At 29.4% G+C, this 17,857-nt stretch carries 16 protein-coding genes and 1 pseudogene; 8 read left to right on the top strand and 9 right to left on the bottom strand.

Going from position 1 to position 17,857, the window contains the following annotated elements; translation table 11 throughout:
- Positions 1–67: 67 nt before the first annotated feature.
- The 4 genes and pseudogenes from CLAU_RS08290 to CLAU_RS08300 all read right to left on the bottom strand — a co-directional run bounded on the left by CLAU_RS08290 (position 68) and on the right by CLAU_RS08300 (position 1,922).
- Positions 68–622, bottom strand: coding sequence for a helix-turn-helix domain-containing protein (locus tag CLAU_RS08290; protein WP_023162443.1), 555 nt, complete (start codon positions 620–622; stop codon positions 68–70).
- Between the two features lie 149 nt (positions 623–771).
- Positions 772–888 (bottom strand): annotated as a pseudogene (locus tag CLAU_RS21135) (AraC family transcriptional regulator); the annotation flags it as partial.
- On the bottom strand, positions 887–1,336 hold the full coding sequence (locus CLAU_RS08295) for a DUF2889 domain-containing protein (protein ID WP_023162444.1): 450 nt from the start codon (positions 1,334–1,336) through the stop codon (positions 887–889). The pseudogene CLAU_RS21135 and the gene CLAU_RS08295, both read right to left, overlap by 2 nt.
- A 55-nt stretch (positions 1,337–1,391) precedes the next feature.
- On the bottom strand, positions 1,392–1,922 hold the full coding sequence (locus CLAU_RS08300) for a PadR family transcriptional regulator (RefSeq protein WP_013240476.1): 531 nt from the start codon (positions 1,920–1,922) through the stop codon (positions 1,392–1,394).
- Between the two features lie 366 nt (positions 1,923–2,288).
- Here CLAU_RS08300 and CLAU_RS08305 point away from each other — a divergent pair, with 366 nt between their 5' ends.
- Positions 2,289–3,230 (top strand): tRNA dihydrouridine synthase, encoded by a 942-nt coding sequence (locus CLAU_RS08305; RefSeq protein ID WP_013240477.1) that lies wholly within the window; start codon positions 2,289–2,291, stop codon positions 3,228–3,230.
- Positions 3,231–3,419: 189 nt separating this feature from the next.
- Positions 3,420–4,004 (top strand): cyclodeaminase/cyclohydrolase family protein, encoded by a 585-nt coding sequence (locus CLAU_RS08310; protein WP_013240478.1) that lies wholly within the window; start codon positions 3,420–3,422, stop codon positions 4,002–4,004.
- A 328-nt stretch (positions 4,005–4,332) separates the two neighbouring features.
- Here the strand turns inward: CLAU_RS08310 and CLAU_RS08315 are convergent, their stop codons facing one another.
- Positions 4,333–6,111 carry a penicillin-binding transpeptidase domain-containing protein gene (locus tag CLAU_RS08315; RefSeq protein WP_013240479.1) on the bottom strand — a complete coding sequence of 593 codons (1,779 nt, stop codon included), beginning with the start codon at positions 6,109–6,111 and terminating at the stop codon, positions 4,333–4,335.
- A 225-nt stretch (positions 6,112–6,336) separates the two neighbouring features.
- Between CLAU_RS08315 and CLAU_RS08320 the strand changes: the two genes are divergently transcribed.
- A complete protein-coding gene (locus CLAU_RS08320) occupies positions 6,337–7,047 on the top strand; it encodes an alpha/beta hydrolase (protein ID WP_013240480.1) in 711 nt (236 codons plus the stop codon).
- A 71-nt stretch (positions 7,048–7,118) separates the two neighbouring features.
- On the opposite strand, the gene CLAU_RS08325 is transcribed toward CLAU_RS08320, so the two are convergent.
- Positions 7,119–8,399, bottom strand: a complete 1,281-nt coding sequence (locus CLAU_RS08325; RefSeq protein ID WP_013240481.1) for a sensor domain-containing diguanylate cyclase — start codon at positions 8,397–8,399, stop codon at positions 7,119–7,121.
- A 203-nt stretch (positions 8,400–8,602) separates the two neighbouring features.
- Between CLAU_RS08325 and CLAU_RS08330 the strand changes: the two genes are divergently transcribed.
- The 4 genes from CLAU_RS08330 (at position 8,603) to CLAU_RS08345 (ending at position 12,715) form a co-directional block, all read left to right on the top strand.
- Positions 8,603–8,749, top strand: a complete 147-nt coding sequence (locus tag CLAU_RS08330; RefSeq protein WP_199275782.1) for a hypothetical protein — start codon at positions 8,603–8,605, stop codon at positions 8,747–8,749.
- Between the two features lie 70 nt (positions 8,750–8,819).
- Positions 8,820–10,319 carry a spore germination protein gene (locus CLAU_RS08335; RefSeq protein ID WP_013240483.1) on the top strand — a complete coding sequence of 500 codons (1,500 nt, stop codon included), beginning with the start codon at positions 8,820–8,822 and terminating at the stop codon, positions 10,317–10,319.
- 33 nt (positions 10,320–10,352) lie between these two features.
- Positions 10,353–11,453, top strand: coding sequence for a GerAB/ArcD/ProY family transporter (locus CLAU_RS08340; protein WP_013240484.1), 1,101 nt, complete (start codon positions 10,353–10,355; stop codon positions 11,451–11,453).
- Complete coding sequence (locus CLAU_RS08345) at positions 11,450–12,715, top strand: Ger(x)C family spore germination protein (protein ID WP_013240485.1); 1,266 nt, start codon at positions 11,450–11,452, stop codon at positions 12,713–12,715. Before CLAU_RS08340 ends, CLAU_RS08345 begins: the two co-directional genes overlap by 4 nt.
- 282 nt (positions 12,716–12,997) lie before the next feature.
- On the opposite strand, the gene CLAU_RS08350 is transcribed toward CLAU_RS08345, so the two are convergent.
- Positions 12,998–13,387, bottom strand: a complete 390-nt coding sequence (locus CLAU_RS08350; protein WP_013240486.1) for a GtrA family protein — start codon at positions 13,385–13,387, stop codon at positions 12,998–13,000.
- Positions 13,388–13,413: 26 nt separating this feature from the next.
- Entirely contained in the window at positions 13,414–14,463 is a 1,050-nt protein-coding gene (locus CLAU_RS08355) for a glycosyltransferase family 2 protein (RefSeq protein ID WP_013240487.1), read from the bottom strand.
- 198 nt (positions 14,464–14,661) lie between these two features.
- Between CLAU_RS08355 and CLAU_RS08360 the strand changes: the two genes are divergently transcribed.
- Positions 14,662–16,113: an ArnT family glycosyltransferase gene (locus tag CLAU_RS08360; protein ID WP_013240488.1), complete on the top strand. Its 1,452-nt coding sequence runs from the start codon at positions 14,662–14,664 to the stop codon at positions 16,111–16,113.
- Here the strand turns inward: CLAU_RS08360 and wsfD are convergent.
- Positions 16,067–17,575 (bottom strand): glycan biosynthesis hexose transferase WsfD, encoded by a 1,509-nt coding sequence (gene wsfD / locus CLAU_RS08365; protein ID WP_013240489.1) that lies wholly within the window; start codon positions 17,573–17,575, stop codon positions 16,067–16,069. The genes CLAU_RS08360 and wsfD overlap by 47 nt on opposite strands.
- Positions 17,576–17,857 lie beyond the last annotated feature (282 nt).

Consider the following 17,857-nt stretch of genomic DNA (forward strand, 5'->3'; position numbering starts at 1 on the left):
TAAAATATAACCGTACTGGACAAACCCAGTACGATTTTTTCCTGATACCAACCTATTAAACTAATTATTATAGCTCTTCATCTAATTTTACTCTTAACAAGTTAGTTTTTACCTTAGCCGCATATTTTATTTCATATGCTGGTATTCCATTATTAATTGCTTGTGCAATTTCATCCATTTCCCTTTTTATTTTTTCTTCGTCAGCATACCAGCCAAGTACTATTGATTTTTCTCCCCAAAACGCTCCACTGTTAACACCTATCAACCAATATTTGGGTTCGTCATTTTTTGCTCTATACATTACATGTGATGCTAAAACTTTATAACAATTAACAATTGATTTTCCATCATATGATTTAATAGTAATCTTTCCAGTCGGTACAATCATATGATTCGATAAATTTCTACTATTTTGAGCAGGTTCCTTCTCCCCCAACATCAAATAATCTAATGATACATTAAGTTCTTTTGTTAACACAATCAACTTTTCCACCTCTGGATAGCCACTTCCCTGTTCCCATTTGGAAACTGCTTGACGACTTACTCCCATTATTTCTGCTAACTCTTCCTGTGAGATATGTCTTTCCTTTCTAATTGATTTTAAATTATCTGCAAAACTCATGATTTTTTACCCCTTTCCTTTGTTATTCTGTGCAAATTATAATAGGTTTTGCACTAACTTAACACCAATCTATAGTTGCAAATCCGCAACTTGAATTTGCAACATTGTGTTTGGTAAAATAAATGTGTTTACAATCTCATTTTTTCATTCTACCGAATGGCGATATATAAATAACAATGTGCCTTTCCATCTTTCGTATATTCACTTGGAACGGTACTCTCATAATCTTCGGTAAAAACTCTCTTTATATCTCCCGATTTTTGTTTAATTACTCATTATTGTGTGAGCTATACATGCGTTAGGAAGTTTTTCTTTGCAAAAATCCCACCATTGCTTTTCTGTCATATTTCCTATTTTAATTTGATGTGGAAAATAATTATAGATTACCCCAGGCACAGAAGTTCCAAGAAGCATTCTAACATTGCCACATCCCATTTCACTAGAAAACAATTCATCACATTTAGAGCGAAATTCTGAAATAACGTTAACACCTATTAATTCTTTTATTTTATCCTTAATTAAAATACACTCCCTCATTGGATAACGTAATAATTCTACCCTGGCATCCAATATAATCATATCTGGCACAGATACATCTACTATTACTTGAATATCATGTTGATGATCCATTAGATGTGAGGTAGTTCTCCAAATATTATCCTCCACTTCATAATAGTTTACTTCAAAATTTCTTGAATAAAGACTCTTTTCCATAAATATACCTCCATAGTTATACTCAGTACTGACTATAATAACATTGAAGGAACTCTTAAGAGAGTTCCTTCAATGTTTCATTTATCCATTTTAATTCAGTTTCTAAATGATATATATGATGATTAAATATGCTAATACAGTAAATTCTGTAATCAGGTAACAATTTGCTTACTGTATTATCCTTATTTCTAGCTAATTCTTTCAGCTTATTTTCTATATACTCTTTTTGTATATTTAAATTTTTAATAACAGTATCTTTATCAGCAAAGTCAGAAAAATATAATACTCCATCAAAATCAAATTCTACACTATAATTTTTAGCTAAAATTTTATTAAGCAAAGAATTAAAATAAGCAATTCCTAAATCAGTAATAGAATATACTGTTTTTTCAGGCCTATTGCCATCCTTTTCGATAACAGAATTTATATAACCTTTTTCAGCAAGTTTATCTAAATGATAATAAATTGTAGGAAGTTTGATTTTAGCAAAGGCTGCTATGTTATCTGATACTATTTGTTTTATACTATATCCATGTTGAGGACCATATCTCATAAGAATCCCTAGAATATATAATTGTACTTTCATTTGTAATCCCCTTATACTCAGCACTGACTATAATTATATCATATTTTGGGGTAGTGTCAACAATATGTACAAATTATGTAATTAATCTAGCATAAAAATCAGCTTTTTTCTAAAATGACATGGCATAACATTATTATTTATTAATTCACAAGTTATACACAAATTATCCACATTATCCACACAATATCCTACCTATGTGCAATAATTTTAGTTGAGTCAGTTCCCTATGGGAGATTTAGCTTAATAGCTGTTTCAATAGCTGCAGGAAACTAGATTTGAAATAGTAAGTGACAATAAAGTATAATACTTGTTATGAGCATATGAATGTGATAATAACACTACTTAAATAAAGGAGCTTTTAAACATATGAATTTTTACTTTGCACCTATGGAAGGTTTGACTGGATACATTTATAGAAATGCCCATAATGCCTTTTTTAATAAAATAGATAAATACTTTTCACCTTTTATTTTTGCAAATCAAAGTGATAAGTTTAAAACAAAAGAATTAAATGATATTTTACCTGAAAACAATCAAGGTATAGTTTTGATTCCACAATTACTAACAAATAATGCAAAAGACTTCATACATACTTCAAAGAAAATAAAGCAAATGGGATATACTGAAGTCAATTTAAATTTAGGATGCCCTTCTGGAACTGTAGTTTCAAAAAATAGAGGATCTGGATTCCTTTCAAAAACAAAAGAACTTGATGCATTTTTAGATGAAATTTTTTCAGAGGCTGCAACAAAAATCTCAGTAAAAACTAGAATAGGAAAAGACAGTCCAGAAGAATTTTATAATTTGATTGAGATATTTAACAAATATCCTATAGAAGAACTTATCATTCATCCTAGGATTCAAAAAGACTTTTATAAAAATAAGCCTAATCTTAAGGTTTTTAAAGACGCCCTATCTTTAAGTAAAAATCCTATTTGCTATAATGGTGATATTTTTTCAGTCAAAGATTACAAGAAATTTACCACTAATTTTCATAGCGTAGAAACTCTAATGCTTGGTAGAGGATTATTAATCAATCCCGGATTGATTAATGATATTAAAAATAATACTAAACTAGATAAAAAATTACTAAAAAATTTTCATGACAAGATTTATGAAGATTATAAAAAAGTACTTTTTGGAGATAGAAATGTCTTGTTTAGAATGAAAGAATTATGGTCTTATATGATTCAGATATTTTCTAATAATACAAAATATGCAAAAAAAATTAAGAAATCAGAAAAATTATATGATTATGATGCGGCGGTTTTAAGCCTATTCAGAGAACAGACTATTTTAGAAAATTAATAAAATCAAATTTATCTATTACATTTTTAATTTCGTTTAGACTTTATATGCACGGGCATACTAATTTCATCAGGTGATTCTTAGACTCAGGTAGAGTTTGCTTAAGATGATCGGAGTATTACAGATGGTATTTCTCAAACTAAATACCATATTTTGCTTCTTAATATTAGTTTATAGGTAGGTGATTAAATGCTAAGTGATAAACCAATCAATTCTTTCTTAGAAAATATAGCTTCTAAACCATTAACTCCAGCTGCAGGAAGCATAGCTGCCTTGAGTGCAGCTTCTGCAGCAGCATTAACTGAAATGGCTGCTAACCTTACCTCAAAAAAGCCTAAATATCATGATATTTCAGCTAAAATGAAAGAAATAGCTGAGGAATGTTCTTCCTATAGGGAGATTTTTCTTAATGATATTGATAAAGATACAAAAGCCTTTAAAAAAGTAATAGATTTATATTTAATGCCGTTAAATACAGAATCTGAAAAAGAAATTCAACAAAAGGAATTACAAAATAGTTTTAAAACAGCTATAGAAATACCTCTAAGTATGGCCAATAATATTGTAGAGTTAATTTATGCTATAAGATTTGTTAATAAACATGGGTGTAAAACATCAGCATCAGATGTAAAGCAAGCTTATATTCTGGCAGAATCTGCAGTCCGTTCATCAATTTTTCTTATAAAATCAAATCTTGTCTTTGTCCACGATGAGGATTTTCAAACCTATATTTCAAAAAAAATTGATGAATTAGAGGCAAACTTAGAAATGTAATAAATAATATATTTATTATGTATTAACTCAATTTTCACAGTTTAATAATATTGCGAATCAATTTAGTTGACAATTGAAAATTGACAGTGGACAGTGAAGGTGAATTTTTTTCCGTTACACTACAAAAAATCTTTAATTAAATTTTTCAAAGCTCATTTTGCTAAAGCAAAACATAGCTGAGTTGATTCATATAAATTTAAAGATTTTTTCCGATAGCTAAAAATCTTCCTTCACTGTCAATTGTCCACTATCAGCTTTCAACTCAAAAACTTTGTTTCACAAAGTTTTTATATTAAGTCAAGATTTCATATGTGCGAAAGTTGAGCTATTAATTTAACACACTTTTCTCACCTTTAATACCAATATAATTAAATATCTCTTGAAACAAAGTTTTTGCCACAGGTGCTGAAACATCTGAAGCATAATAATTTGATCCACTAGGTTCATCCACACTTACAAGCAAAGTTATTTTAGGGTTCTCCTCAGGAGCCATACCGGCAAAGGAAGACATGTATTTTCCCACTGCATAACCTCCTGTTTTAGGATCAGCTACTTGAGCCGTGCCAGTTTTACCTGCAATATCTAATCCCTGTAAAAAGGCATTTTGTCCTACCCCTGAAGTAACTACTTTAGTTAAATCATCTCTTAACTCAGATGCTAATTTAGCATCATACACAGTTTTTTTACCATAATTACTATATTTTTTATCTACAACTTCATTATTTGTATCATCAATATGTGCAATACTTTTCATAACATGCGGTCTTATCCATGTTCCTCCATTTGCTATTGAATTAAAAGCAGCCATGTATTGAACTTGATTGACTGCAACTCCTTGTCCAAAAGCAAGCTCAGATAAATCAAATCTATTAATTTGATCAGGACTTCTCAAAATACCCGCTGATTCTCCAGGCAAATCTATTCCTGTTTTTTGACCAAACCCCATTTTTTGCGCAGTAGCAACAAGCTTGTCTTTACCTAGTTTATTTCCTAACTCTGCAAAACCTACATTACAGGAATTTTTTATTATATCCACAAAACTTTCGCTGCCATGCCCATTTAAATTCCAGCAGTGGATAGGACTTTTATCAATTGTTATGCTTCCATCACATATATAGGTATCATTCAATCCAATATTGTTTTCTAAAGCACTTGCTGCAGTAACAACTTTAAATATAGACCCTGGTTCAAAATTATCTTGAATAGAAGGATTTTTCCAAAGCATTTCAGCATCTTTAGAATTTTTGGCTATACTTGCTGCGTTGTTAAGATCTACACTAGGCTTATTTGCCATTGCTAATATTTCTCCATTTTGAGGATTCATAACTAAAATATTAACTGCTTTCGCATTATTATCTTCTAAAGCTTTTTGAGCTGCTTGTTCAGCATATTGTTGAATAACTGAATCTATTGTTAAAATAACATTTTTACCATCTACTGGCGGAGTATATTTTTCAGATTCATAAGGTAATTGATTATTTTTTGCATCTTTTTCATAAGTCATACTGCCAGGCGTACCCGAAAGTTCTTTATCATAGCTCATTTCTGCTCCAGAAATTCCATCACCTTCAGGATTCACCAATCCTAAAATACTTGTCATAAAATTTCCATTTACATAATACCTTTTAGTATCTGGTGAAATAATAATTCCTTTAATATTTAACGCTTTAACCTGGGTCATTACAGGTTTCTCAATCTGCCTTTTCAATAAAGCTGAATTAGCAGGCAATCCATTAGGTAGTGTTGTACTTAATACTTTTATAATGTCGCCAGATTTCATATTAAGTATGGGAGACAATTTATCAGCTAATTGAGAAAAAGACATTTTTCTCTCACTTAAAGTTTGTCTTAATGTTTTTAAATCCAAGTCAACTCTATAGATACTTTCATTTACTGCCAATTCATTAGAATTTCTATCTAGGATTTCTCCTCTTTTAGCACTAATTGGTATTGTAGTTGTTTGTTGCTCTATAGCCATTGATTTATATTCAGAACCCTTTGCTACCATTAAATACCCTAACCTTCCAACTAGTCCTAAAAATACAATAATCAATAGTATACCAGCAAATATAAATTTATTTTTTTTAACAAATTTTTTTGTTTTCATCCTTCGCCTCTTTAGTCTTTCAGGCAATTTTCCCATTTAACTAATCGCCATTTTATAATATTATTTCTTATATGCTATATAGATTATTATATTAAAAGCTATAATCATATTCAACTATAAGTAATCATGATAATCAAGTTTATTACATAATTGTTTGTGAACTAGATAAATTGCAAAATGCAATGGTATAATTTATTAGTAAAAGGATATGAAGGAGAATTTTCAGTGATTAAACAAGATTTAAGAATAAAAAATATACCTGCAATCTTGTGGGGTCTCAAATCAGATAAACTATTTATAGCAATTCACGGTAGCATGTCAAATAAGGCAGATGATAACATTGTGGTATTTGCAGAAGAAGCACTAGCAAAAGGTTATCAAGTTCTTAGTTTTGACTTACCTGAGCATGGTGACCGCAATAATGAACCCTATGTCTGCAAGGTTCAAAACTATGTTCAAGACCTTAGTACCATTATGGATTATGCAAAATCACTATCAAATAATATAAGTATATTTGCCTGCAGCTTGGGAGCATATTTTAGCTTACTTGCTTACAGCCGTGAACCATTAAAACAGTGTTTGTTTCTCTCTCCTGTAGTGGATATGGAACGCATCATAAATAATATGATGACATGGTTTAACATAAGTGAAAGTAAACTAAAATTAGAAAAAGAGGTACCAACGCCTATTGGACAGACACTATATTGGGATTACTACTCCTATGTAAAAGAACATCCTATAATCACTTGGAATTGTGCTACTTCGATTCTATACGGATCAGAAGATAACTTGTGTGAGCTTGATGTGATATCTGCATTTGCAAAACACTTTAATTGTAAACTACAAATAATGGAACATGGAGAACATTACTTTCATACAAAAGAACATCTTGAATTCTTTAGAAAATGGGTGAGAAAAAATATATTTTATAATTAAAAAGTTTTATTTCAACTTTATTTAACTCTCACTCTACATGTGGGACTTTTAGCCTATAATGATTTATTCTGTTACTTTCGCTTTTGCACTTTATTTTTATACATATTGTTATCTGCTATCTCTATTAAAGTATCAATATCAACCTTTTTTATATTATTATATTCTGCAAAACCATAGCTAAAATCCACTTTATAATTAAAAGAGCTGCCTGCATTAAGCTTGTCCATATCACTTCTTATTCTATTAATAATTAATTCTGCATCTTTTATAGCAATATTAGGAAATATAATAAGGAATTCATCTCCACCTATTCTACAAACATAGTCAGAATTTCTTACATTAGAGACTAACAACTTGACTACATTTAAGATAAGGTTGTCCCCTTCAATGTGACCATAAGTATCATTTGTCTTTTTTAAATTATCCACATCTATAAAACATATTGTTAGATTATTTTTGCTTCTCAATGCATTTTTCATTTCTTTATCCAAGAACTCCATACCTGCCCTTCTGTTGTATAACTTCGTCATTTCATCAGTGGCAGCTGTTTTTTCTAATTCATTTTCTTTGTCTGTTAATTCTTTGAATATAGTATTATAAGGCTGAGTAATACAGGTTATTATAACTGCCTTATATATAAGATAAAAAGATATTATCTTAAAATAATGCCCTAACAAGTTTGAAAATGCATAGTTATTTATATATAAAGTAAACTCAAATTCAGATATTATAGTAAAAATAATAGACCCAAACAAGTACCCATAAACTTTATTATCAAATTTATTTTTGTTCTTCCTTAACAATATGATATCAGTTGTTAATATTCCACATATAATATATTCGCTAATTATTTTAAATGGGGTTTGTCCTTTTCCTTGAATAAAACATATAGGGAATACCTTGAAATAAAAAATTGAAGCTATAATACTTGACGTAACTACGGTATAAATTCCAAAGGTTAAATATGGTCTCAATTTTCTTTTAAAATGTATAAATATAAATGGTATCAACAAAGAAATGCTTTCAAGATAACGTGCTCCTATCCATAATTGATTGGCATAAAAATTATATCCTCTAAAAATGTTCATGCCGTGGTATGACAGCGTATGTAGTAAATCTAAAAATGCTACAAACACATATGCAATACCTATGAATACAAGGTAATCAAAATATTTTTTCGAAAAATTTTTTGAATTCCATGCTACTATAAACAAAGTAAATCCTATTATTACACTAAATAATTCTGCAAGGCTGTGAAACAATAAATAGCTATATAGGTTGGTCATATACAAAGCTGCTGTCACAATTAATAAAATAATAACTTCAAAAATATAATTTTTGTATTTATACATATGATCAGCCTCCCAATAAAATAATAATTACATATAACAAATACTTCAAATAATTTTATTTCTAGATATAAACTATTAAGTACATTATATTATTAAATAATAAGAAAATCCAATAAAATATTATTTGTAAAAAATATATTAAGTTCTTTTATTTGAGAGGTGGCTTTAATTATAGTAAACTGTCCCCTTTTGATAAATTTCTTATGGCATTACTAAAATGGAAAATTAAAAGTAAAAATCCAAAAAAATTAACAAGTGATGAAATAGGTATGCTTGCCATATATGATAAACCAGTGAATTTTACGGCAAGAAAGAGTATAGATGAAATAGTAGCCTACGTTAAATCATAGTATAAAAAATATAGAAAATACACAGTACTATATACAATAATTATAAATTTTATAAGGAAACGTGATTAATATGGGACAAGGAAAGGATACAAATTACTCGAATTCATTTGTTGAACAAAATTTATCTTTTATCAAAAATCAATTAGGAGATGGTATTGGTCTCGGTGAAGGCAGATTTAAAGCATTTGGTGGTCAAAGAGAAATTGGAGTATTGTATGTGACCAGTCTTTGTGATAAAGAGTTTATAAGTGACCAAGTTATTACCCCCCTATTACAGGGAACATTAAAAAATAATATAGAAAATGGTGACATAAGTATATTGGCACAGACAATGTTTATTTCACCAATAAATACTAAAATAATAAAACAAAAAGAAAAAGCTGCAGCTGAATTATTAAAAGGAAATACAGTAATTTTCTTTGAGGGATGCAGCAGTATACTTATAGTTCAAGCTCCAAAGATGGAAAAAAGATCTATAAATAACCCAGAAAATGAAACAACTATTTTTGGTGCTAAAGAATCCTTTGTAGAAGATATAGAAACCAATATTAGCATGGTTATTAGGAGACTTCCTATACCGACACTTAAATTTGAAACTTTCACGTTAGGAAGATTATCCTGTACAAATTCAAAATTGTTATGGATTAAAGGATTAGCTAAGGATGATATTGTAGAAGAAATCAGAAGGCGGATTAAAGATGTGGATACCGAGATAATAGATGGTACTAGTACTTTAGCTGAACTTATACAAGATAAGCCTACTAGTATATTTCCAACCTATAGATTGACAGAACGTCCAGACATAGTTTCAAGGGCTCTGTCTGACGGCTATGTTGTAATACTTTGCAATAATAGTCCCTTTGCATTGATAATGCCAATGACTTTTTGGAATAACTTTAAAACCATAGATGATTATTCACAGTTACCTTTTGCTGCTTCGCTATTAAGAATCATTAGAATTTTAGCTTTCATTATATCTATTACCGTATCACCGTTATACCTTTCCTTTGTTACCTACAATCATACTATTGTTCCACCATCTCTTGCTTTGAATATTTCTCAAGGAAGAAATGGTGTCCCATTCCCTTCAATAGTAGAGCTACTCGCCATGACGATTATAATTGATATAATTCGTGAAGCTGGAACACGTATGCCGGGAATAGTAGGTTATTTTATAGGAACTTTAGGTGCAGTTATAATCGGTCAAGCAGCTGTATCAGCAGGTTATATAAGTGTATCTATTATTATAGTGGTGGCATTTTCAGCAATAGCTACCTTTGCTATTTCATCTACTATGCTAGTAAATATTTCAAGAATAATTAATTATTTTCTAATATTGTTATCAGGATTCTTGGGTATATTTGGTTTTTTTAATGGTAGTTTTATTATTCTATGGAGAATGTCCATATTGGAATCCTTTGGAGTACCTTACTTATATCCAATCATACCAGTTGAATTTCAGGGATGGAATGATATTTTTATCAGAGCACCTTTGAAAATGTTGAAAAACAAACTAACACTTATTGCAAATGTAAGTAGTAATAAAGCTGGAAATACAAAAAAGCAATGAAATATCTTTTATTATAAGAGAAGGTGACCTCCATTGAGGTATGATAAATTCACAAGAGAACAAATTGTTTTTCTTACGTATGCAAGTGGATGTGGTAATATGGCATTTAATTTTATTTGGGCTGTATATTTATCAGGAAGAAGTGGATGGGTTGCAATGTGTATAGGAATTCTTTTGACCATTCCTATTGCCATTGTAATAGTATATTTAAGCAAAAAGTATCCTGAATGTAATATATTTGACATTATAAATATTAGTTTTGGAAAACCTTTATATATAATTGTGATAATAATTAATGCAGTAATAAATATTGTTTTAGCAGCAATTGTTTTGAATTTTATGACCGGAACAGTTAAGATACACTTTTTACAATTAACTCCTGTATGGGTGATTATGACTGTTATTCTTATCATGGCCTTTTTATTTGTAAATAATAAACCCTTGCTATTTGGAAGAGCTATAGAACTACTAACAGTATGGTATATATTAAATTATTTTACAGGGTTTTCTCTTGCTTTTGTGAGCAAATTTGATTTTAAAAACATATTTCCTATATTTGATACTACACTATTAAAATTTGGGCAGGCGACATACTTTTCATTATGTTCAGCCTCAGAAATATTACTGTTTATAATAGTAATGGTTGGTGATATGCCTCAAACCACTGGTAATAGAAAAAGTATAATAAAAGGAATTGTTCTTTGGTCGTTCATATTATCGTTGGCAGTATTTATTATGCAGGGTATATCTGGCAGCAGATTATTATTACGTACCTCATCCACAGGAATTGAACTATCAAGAGCTATTTATCTTGGAGATTTTTTTAGAGGACTGGAAATATTCATTCTAGCTACGTATCAACTAATCGCTACTTTAAGATTATCATTATATTTATATTGTACATGGATACCTATAAAAAAATTATTTAATGAGAAATATTCTTTTATTATATTGCTTTTAATTTCAATTATAATCATAATCCCATCTATAAAATTAAATTCCTATAATAAAGCATTTTTTGCTTCTATATTTATGGATTATTATATTCTTTTACCTTTTGTAGCGTTTATTATAATAATAGCTTTTCTTGGTGATTATATTAAGGGAAAAATGTCTGGAAGTGATGTGGGATGAAAAAGGCAATGCTTATAATATCATCAGTAATTCTTATGCTTTCTTTCGTTGGCTGCTGGGATTATGTGGAGTATGAACAGATGACTCAAATATATGCTCTAGGAGTAGATTTAGATGCAAAATCGAATGAAGTAACTATAACACTGCAATATATTCCAACTGCTAAATCCATGGGAGATAAAACAAATACTACCAATAGTACAGGAACAGTCTATTCTGCATCTGGTATTACAATAATTGATGCCTTAACAAAGCTGCAGCAGGCAAGTCCTAATAAGCTATTTCTTGGGTATCTGCAGGTTATAGTAATTAGTGAAGATGCAGCAAAATACCTTATGAAAGATCTAATTGTATTTTTTGATAGTACCTCAAACATTCGTAATTCTGTAAACATAGTAATTGTACCTGGAAGTGCCCAGGGGACAATAGCCACTCGCGATCCCAATTCTGAAACCTCTTCGGGTAAAAAAATGCATATGCTTTTAAGCTCATCTCAAAGTAATGGTACCACATATTCCGTTACTCTGCATGATTATTTGCAGATGATGGATAGAGAAGGGGTTGAACCAGTAGCTCCCAGAATGTTAACTACAGTGCTCAGTAGTGATTCAGGCGAAGCTTTAGGTGGAACTCGAAATGGTATAAGGTTTTCTGTAGAAAAGAATGGCAATATACTTGCAAGTGGTATGGCAGCTTTTAAAAAAGATAAATTTGTTGGCTGGCTTAATGATAAGGAAAGCATGGGTCTAAATTGGATATTAGGTAATAAGATTACCTCCTATAAAACTTCTAATATAGATAAGCCTAGTATTAATAAGGATGAAAAAGATTTACCGCTTCATGCTAATCTCAAGAAAATGCTCTACTATTATATAACAAAATCAGGGAGCAAAATTAGAGTTAAAATAGAAAATAATCAACCTGCTATATATTTAGAAGTTAAGGTTGAAGCTGCCTTAAGAAAATATTATAGTGATGAGGGAAGTGAGTACATAAGTCCAGATATAGTTAATTCAATTCAGGAAAAACTATCAAGAAGTATAAATTCAGATATTATGGCAGCACTAGAAAAAGGTAAAGGTGAATTAAATTCAGATATATTTGGTTTTGGATTTAGTCTTTATAGACAACATTCTAAAGAATGGAACAAGTATTATAAAGGGGTTTGGGATGATATATTTCATGATGTTCCTGTTAGGGTAAATGTCAAGACTAAGATAACTAATACTGGAACAAATATTAAGAAGCTTCAGATTAAATAGCTAAAAATAATGTATGCTTGTATTAATAACTCTTCTCTCCTTATTTGGTAAGGAAAAAATAGTTGATGTCTATTAATTAGCTACTGCAAAAGCAAATCAATCCGGTGTTATGGTAAGTAAAAGTAGTAATTTAGCACTCACAAATACTACAATGAATAAGACAAGTTGGAGATACCACTAGTGAGGATGAAAGCAACTTTTATGGATTAAACGAGGATTTAGTTGTAAAGTCATGAAGTAAAGTAAATATAAGCAGTACATTCTGGTTTGAATTAAAAATATTTAATTTGAACTTTCATTGATACTGTGAAATACAATAAACTTACTTCCAATATAGTTTGAAATAATAGAAAAACCCGTAGCAAAAACTTGAGAAAGAAAAGTATCAACATACAGTTTGCTCACTAGTAAATGCATAATAATTAAGTTTAATGATAAGGATACTCCATTTACCATAGTGAATTCTATAAGTTGAAGAACTATCCTTTTATCCTTATCACAGAAAGTCCACTCTTTGTTTAAAATATAACTATTTAACATACCTATTGAATACGAAACTACTGTACTTAAAAGGTAATTAATCAGCAAAATCTTGTTAAAAAGATAAAAAGAAAGCAGTGTTATAGTAGTATTAGCGACCCCAACTATACAAAATTTTATTAGCTTAATCATAAGATTTTCCTATTATAAAATATTTTTTATTTAGCATGATAATCTTTACCTTCACCTCTGACATCATTAACTACATATAAGTTTTTTTGGGGACTTTTATATAATTTTATAGAACTATTAGTGGGGTTTGCCAGTTTGTCATCTAAATTTATTTCTTTATCTATTATGTACAGCGGTCTACATTTACTTTCGTCATAAATTCTAGCAATATATTCGCCCACAATTCCTATAGAAAAAAGTTGTATACCTCCTATAAAGCATGCTATAGTCAATGTTGTTACCCATCCTATAGAATTTACAGCAGTTCCTCGTAATATCTTTACTAGAAGATATACAAAAGTTATTAGTGATAGTAAAATAGTTTCAAGACCTAAATGTTCAACTACCTTTAATGGTTTTGAAGAAAAAGAGATTATTCCATCTAGCGCAAATCTTATCATCTTTTTTATGGGATATTTTGTTTCTCCTGCAAAACGTTCTTTTCTTTCATACTCTAAAGGTACTTGTTTGAATCCAATCCAACTCCACATTCCTCTCAAGAACCTATTATGCTCAGGCATTTTCTTTATGACTTCAACTACCTTTCTATCAATAAGCCTAAAGTCCCCTGTGTCTACAGGGATTGTTACACTGCTCATTTTATTTAAAATCTTATAGAATAATTTTGCTGTAATAAGTTTAAATACGCTTTCACCATCACGCTTTTTTCTTTTTCCATATACTACATCATTTCCCTGTTCCCATAACTTAATCATTTTAGGTATAAGTTCAGGAGGGTCCTGAAGATCTGCATCCATTATAATTACCGCATCCCCATTAGACTTATTGATTCCAGCAGTAACTGCAATCTGATGGCCAAAATTTCTAGAAAAGCTTATAACTTTCACATGAAAATCCCTTTTGGCAATTTCCTTTAAAATATTGAAGGTTTTATCTTTACTTCCATCATTAATAAAAATTAGCTCATAATTTAAATCATTTTTTAAAGCTACATTGCTTAACCGGGTATAGCACTCACTAGCAACTTCTTCTTCAAAATACATGGGAACAACTATTGAAATAAGTTTATGGTTCATAATTTACCTCCCCAAAATATACTTAATAAATAGTAATTATCTAACTTTATCTATATTCATTATTTTTCGTATAAGCCCGGTTTTCTATTCCTATCTTATATAAACTTTATTAATATTTTTTGTTTATTTATGAATATTTTTACGTCATGTCTAAAAAAATAAAATAAAGATTAGTATGAAAACATAAGGAGAAGGCCTATGAATTTATCTAATGCAAAATCAGTAGATAAAATAATTAATTTTATTGAGAAAAACTATTATTTTTTTTTAATAATAATTTTATCCGTATCATTGTTTAATATATTTTATAACTTAGGTAGTACACCTATAAATAGCTGGGATGAGGCAAGGCACGGAGTTAATGCTTATGAAATGATTAAAAGAAATAATTACATAGTAAACACTTATGCATATAGTAATGATTACTGGAACTTGAAGCCACCATTAAGCTATTTATCAATAGTTTTAGGCTTTAAGATAGCAGGCTTTAATGCCTTAGGTCTAAGATTATTTTCCGCTGTGGCAGGTATGTTAACAATACTTATAGTAACTATATTCGTTTTATATAATTACGGGAAAATAGCCTCTCTAATTTCAACATCCGTATTAACTACTACATCACCCTTTATTCTTGATCATTGTTCTAGAAGTGGAGATGCAGATTCCCTATTTATTTTATTCTTCACATTATCTATAATATGTTTAACTTTAGCTAAAAAAAATATTTTATGGTTTTATAGTTCTGGTTTTATTTCTGCATTAGCATTTCTTACTAAAAGCTGGCATGCCGGCAGTATAGGAGTTATTATAGTCATATATTTAACTATAAATAGATCAATGATAAATAAAAAAGATATAGCTATATTTATACTAAGTACTTCATTTCCAATTTTAGTTTGGTCATTGTTAAGATACAGTCAGGATGGTTTTACATTTTTTAAAAACATGATATCATATGATTTAATGGCTAGAACCTCCAGAACTTTAGAAGGTCATATTGGCGGCATGTGTTACTACATTGAGCATTTTCAGTGGTCTTATTTTTATTGGTTTCTTGTTTTCACAAGTACTGCGCTTACAATCATTACAATAACCCTTCCAGAAACTTTAACTAGTGATGATAAAAATTATGTTTTATGCACAGCCTTGTGGATAACTATACCCTTTTTGCTTTATACAATGGCAAAAACTAAAATTTGGTGGTACATATTCCCCATCTATCCTGCAATGGCCATAAGTATTGGTACGACTTCAAGTATACTTCTAAAATCAAAAAAATCAAATATTATTATGCCAATTTTGCTAAGCGGAATGATACTGTTTTCTGCAGGAAAAAATCAGCTATTAATTATGGAAAAAATTTCTCATGTCAAAACAGACCCGATTCAAATTCTTTTCAAGGACCTAGAAAAGCACCCTGAATACAAAGGCAAAAAAATCTACATCAATCACTTTGAACAGAGTTACTGGCTGTGTGCTGAATTATATGGTGACTTAGTTCCAACTTCCGGTGGTATAAATGGATTTTTAAAAGATAATAATAGCTGTCTGCTTTTTATTACAAGAGATAAAATAAATCTTTTAGGAAATAATATTTCTAATTTCAAGATAATAATTCAAAATAAAAACGCTTGTATTTATAGTAAGTAGCTACTAGTTTATCAAAAATCCAGGTACACCCAACTAAAAAAGTAATATCAAAAGTATAGTTAAATAAAAAAAGCTGCTTTGCAGTATCAGCTTCCCCATTCCCTATATAGGGCATAGGAAATTGTACAATACCAACAAACATGATCATCCATAAAATTTCTATTTGTAAAGTAATTTTCTCATTCTTTTTGTTTTTAATATACTCAATAAAGGAAACTAAAAACACTAAAGTATAAAAAACTACTATGAAAGATAGAGTCTTCGGCAGTTTTAAATTTCTAAAGTTTGACCAAAATGTGAAACGATTAAATTCAGGATTATATTTTGACACCTTAGATCTTTCATATTTACCTAAGGAGGTTTCGGTATGAAAGCTCTTAGATGCAGTATATTCCATGCCTTTTAATAACCTATCAGGATGTAAAATATAGAATTTTGCAAGTTTTATATTGCTAATCTTTTGATTAAATTCTTTATTGGTTATATCTGACCAAGGAATATATTTTACATATGCACTTTTAGGTAAATAAGCATGCTTCCCTGCTTCCACAGATAAATCTGGAGATAATCCAAGCATAACCAAGTCTTTTTTTGGACTTTGTGAATTTTTCAAAATACCGTAAAAAACTGAATTAAATTTTGTATCTACACCACAAGAGCTATCAATTTTACAATATACTCCTTTTACATAAAAAATTAACGTTAGAGTAGTAATAACAAGAAATATATTAGTTTTATTAAAAATTTGTTTTCTATCAATTTTCACTATCCTTAGCATAATAAGAACTACAAGTGGCAATTCAACAAAACATTGGGCTTTAGCTCCAAGAAACAAAATGGACGAGATAAATATAAATAAAAATTTTTTATAAGACCTATCTTCTCTATGTTTTAAAAAGTAAATAATACTTGAAATAAACAAAAGAAAACCTACAATCATCATTGGTTCTCCATAAAGGCTGTTAAACCATACAATATAGTTTCCATCTACTAATATTATTATAGATAATATACTAAAAAAAACTGCTGCAGCTATATTTTTAAAATGAATACAGCTAAAGCATATATATAATCCTGTCATATACAAAATTAAGTAAATAAAAGCTAAAATTCTAGTGTCAAAATAATTATAACCAATTACCTTACATAATAATTTTCCAAATGTAATAGGATAAATCATGCTTGTAGTTGGAATAATTCCTAAAAGCCTTGAAAAACTGGTTGGAAGCATTTTATATTCAGTTACAACATACTTAAACCAGTGAGCTGAATCTTTCCCTTTGGCATCTGTTAAACCAGTAGCTTTCATTACTCTTTCAAAATCTCCTTGATCTGCTATACCTGGCATAGGAGGATAAAAAAGTATAAATAAAGCTGCTATGAAAGCTCCTAGGATACTAATAATTGGTATATATCTACATAAACTTGAATTTTCCCTAAGAGACCACCTATTTTCTTTCATATTTTAGTAATAACTCTCCCCTTTCCTGGGACTTATCCAAAAATATAACATATCCATATAACCAAAGTATTTCCACAAATTTAGGAATTAAACCTAACCTACAAATAATAAACTTTTTTTAAAGATTAGTCACAACCATTTTATTGTGATAAAATAATAAAAAAGTGTTTGAAAAGTGTCGCTAATTGAAGTATGATGATTGATACAATCACAAATGTGAAATTATTTAATTAAAATTATGAATTTTAATTCGTTTAATAAAATCTATAAAGATCAGAGGAA

The sequence above is a fragment of the Clostridium autoethanogenum DSM 10061 genome (assembly GCF_001484725.1).
GTDB classification, from domain to species: domain Bacteria; phylum Bacillota; class Clostridia; order Clostridiales; family Clostridiaceae; genus Clostridium_B; species Clostridium_B ljungdahlii.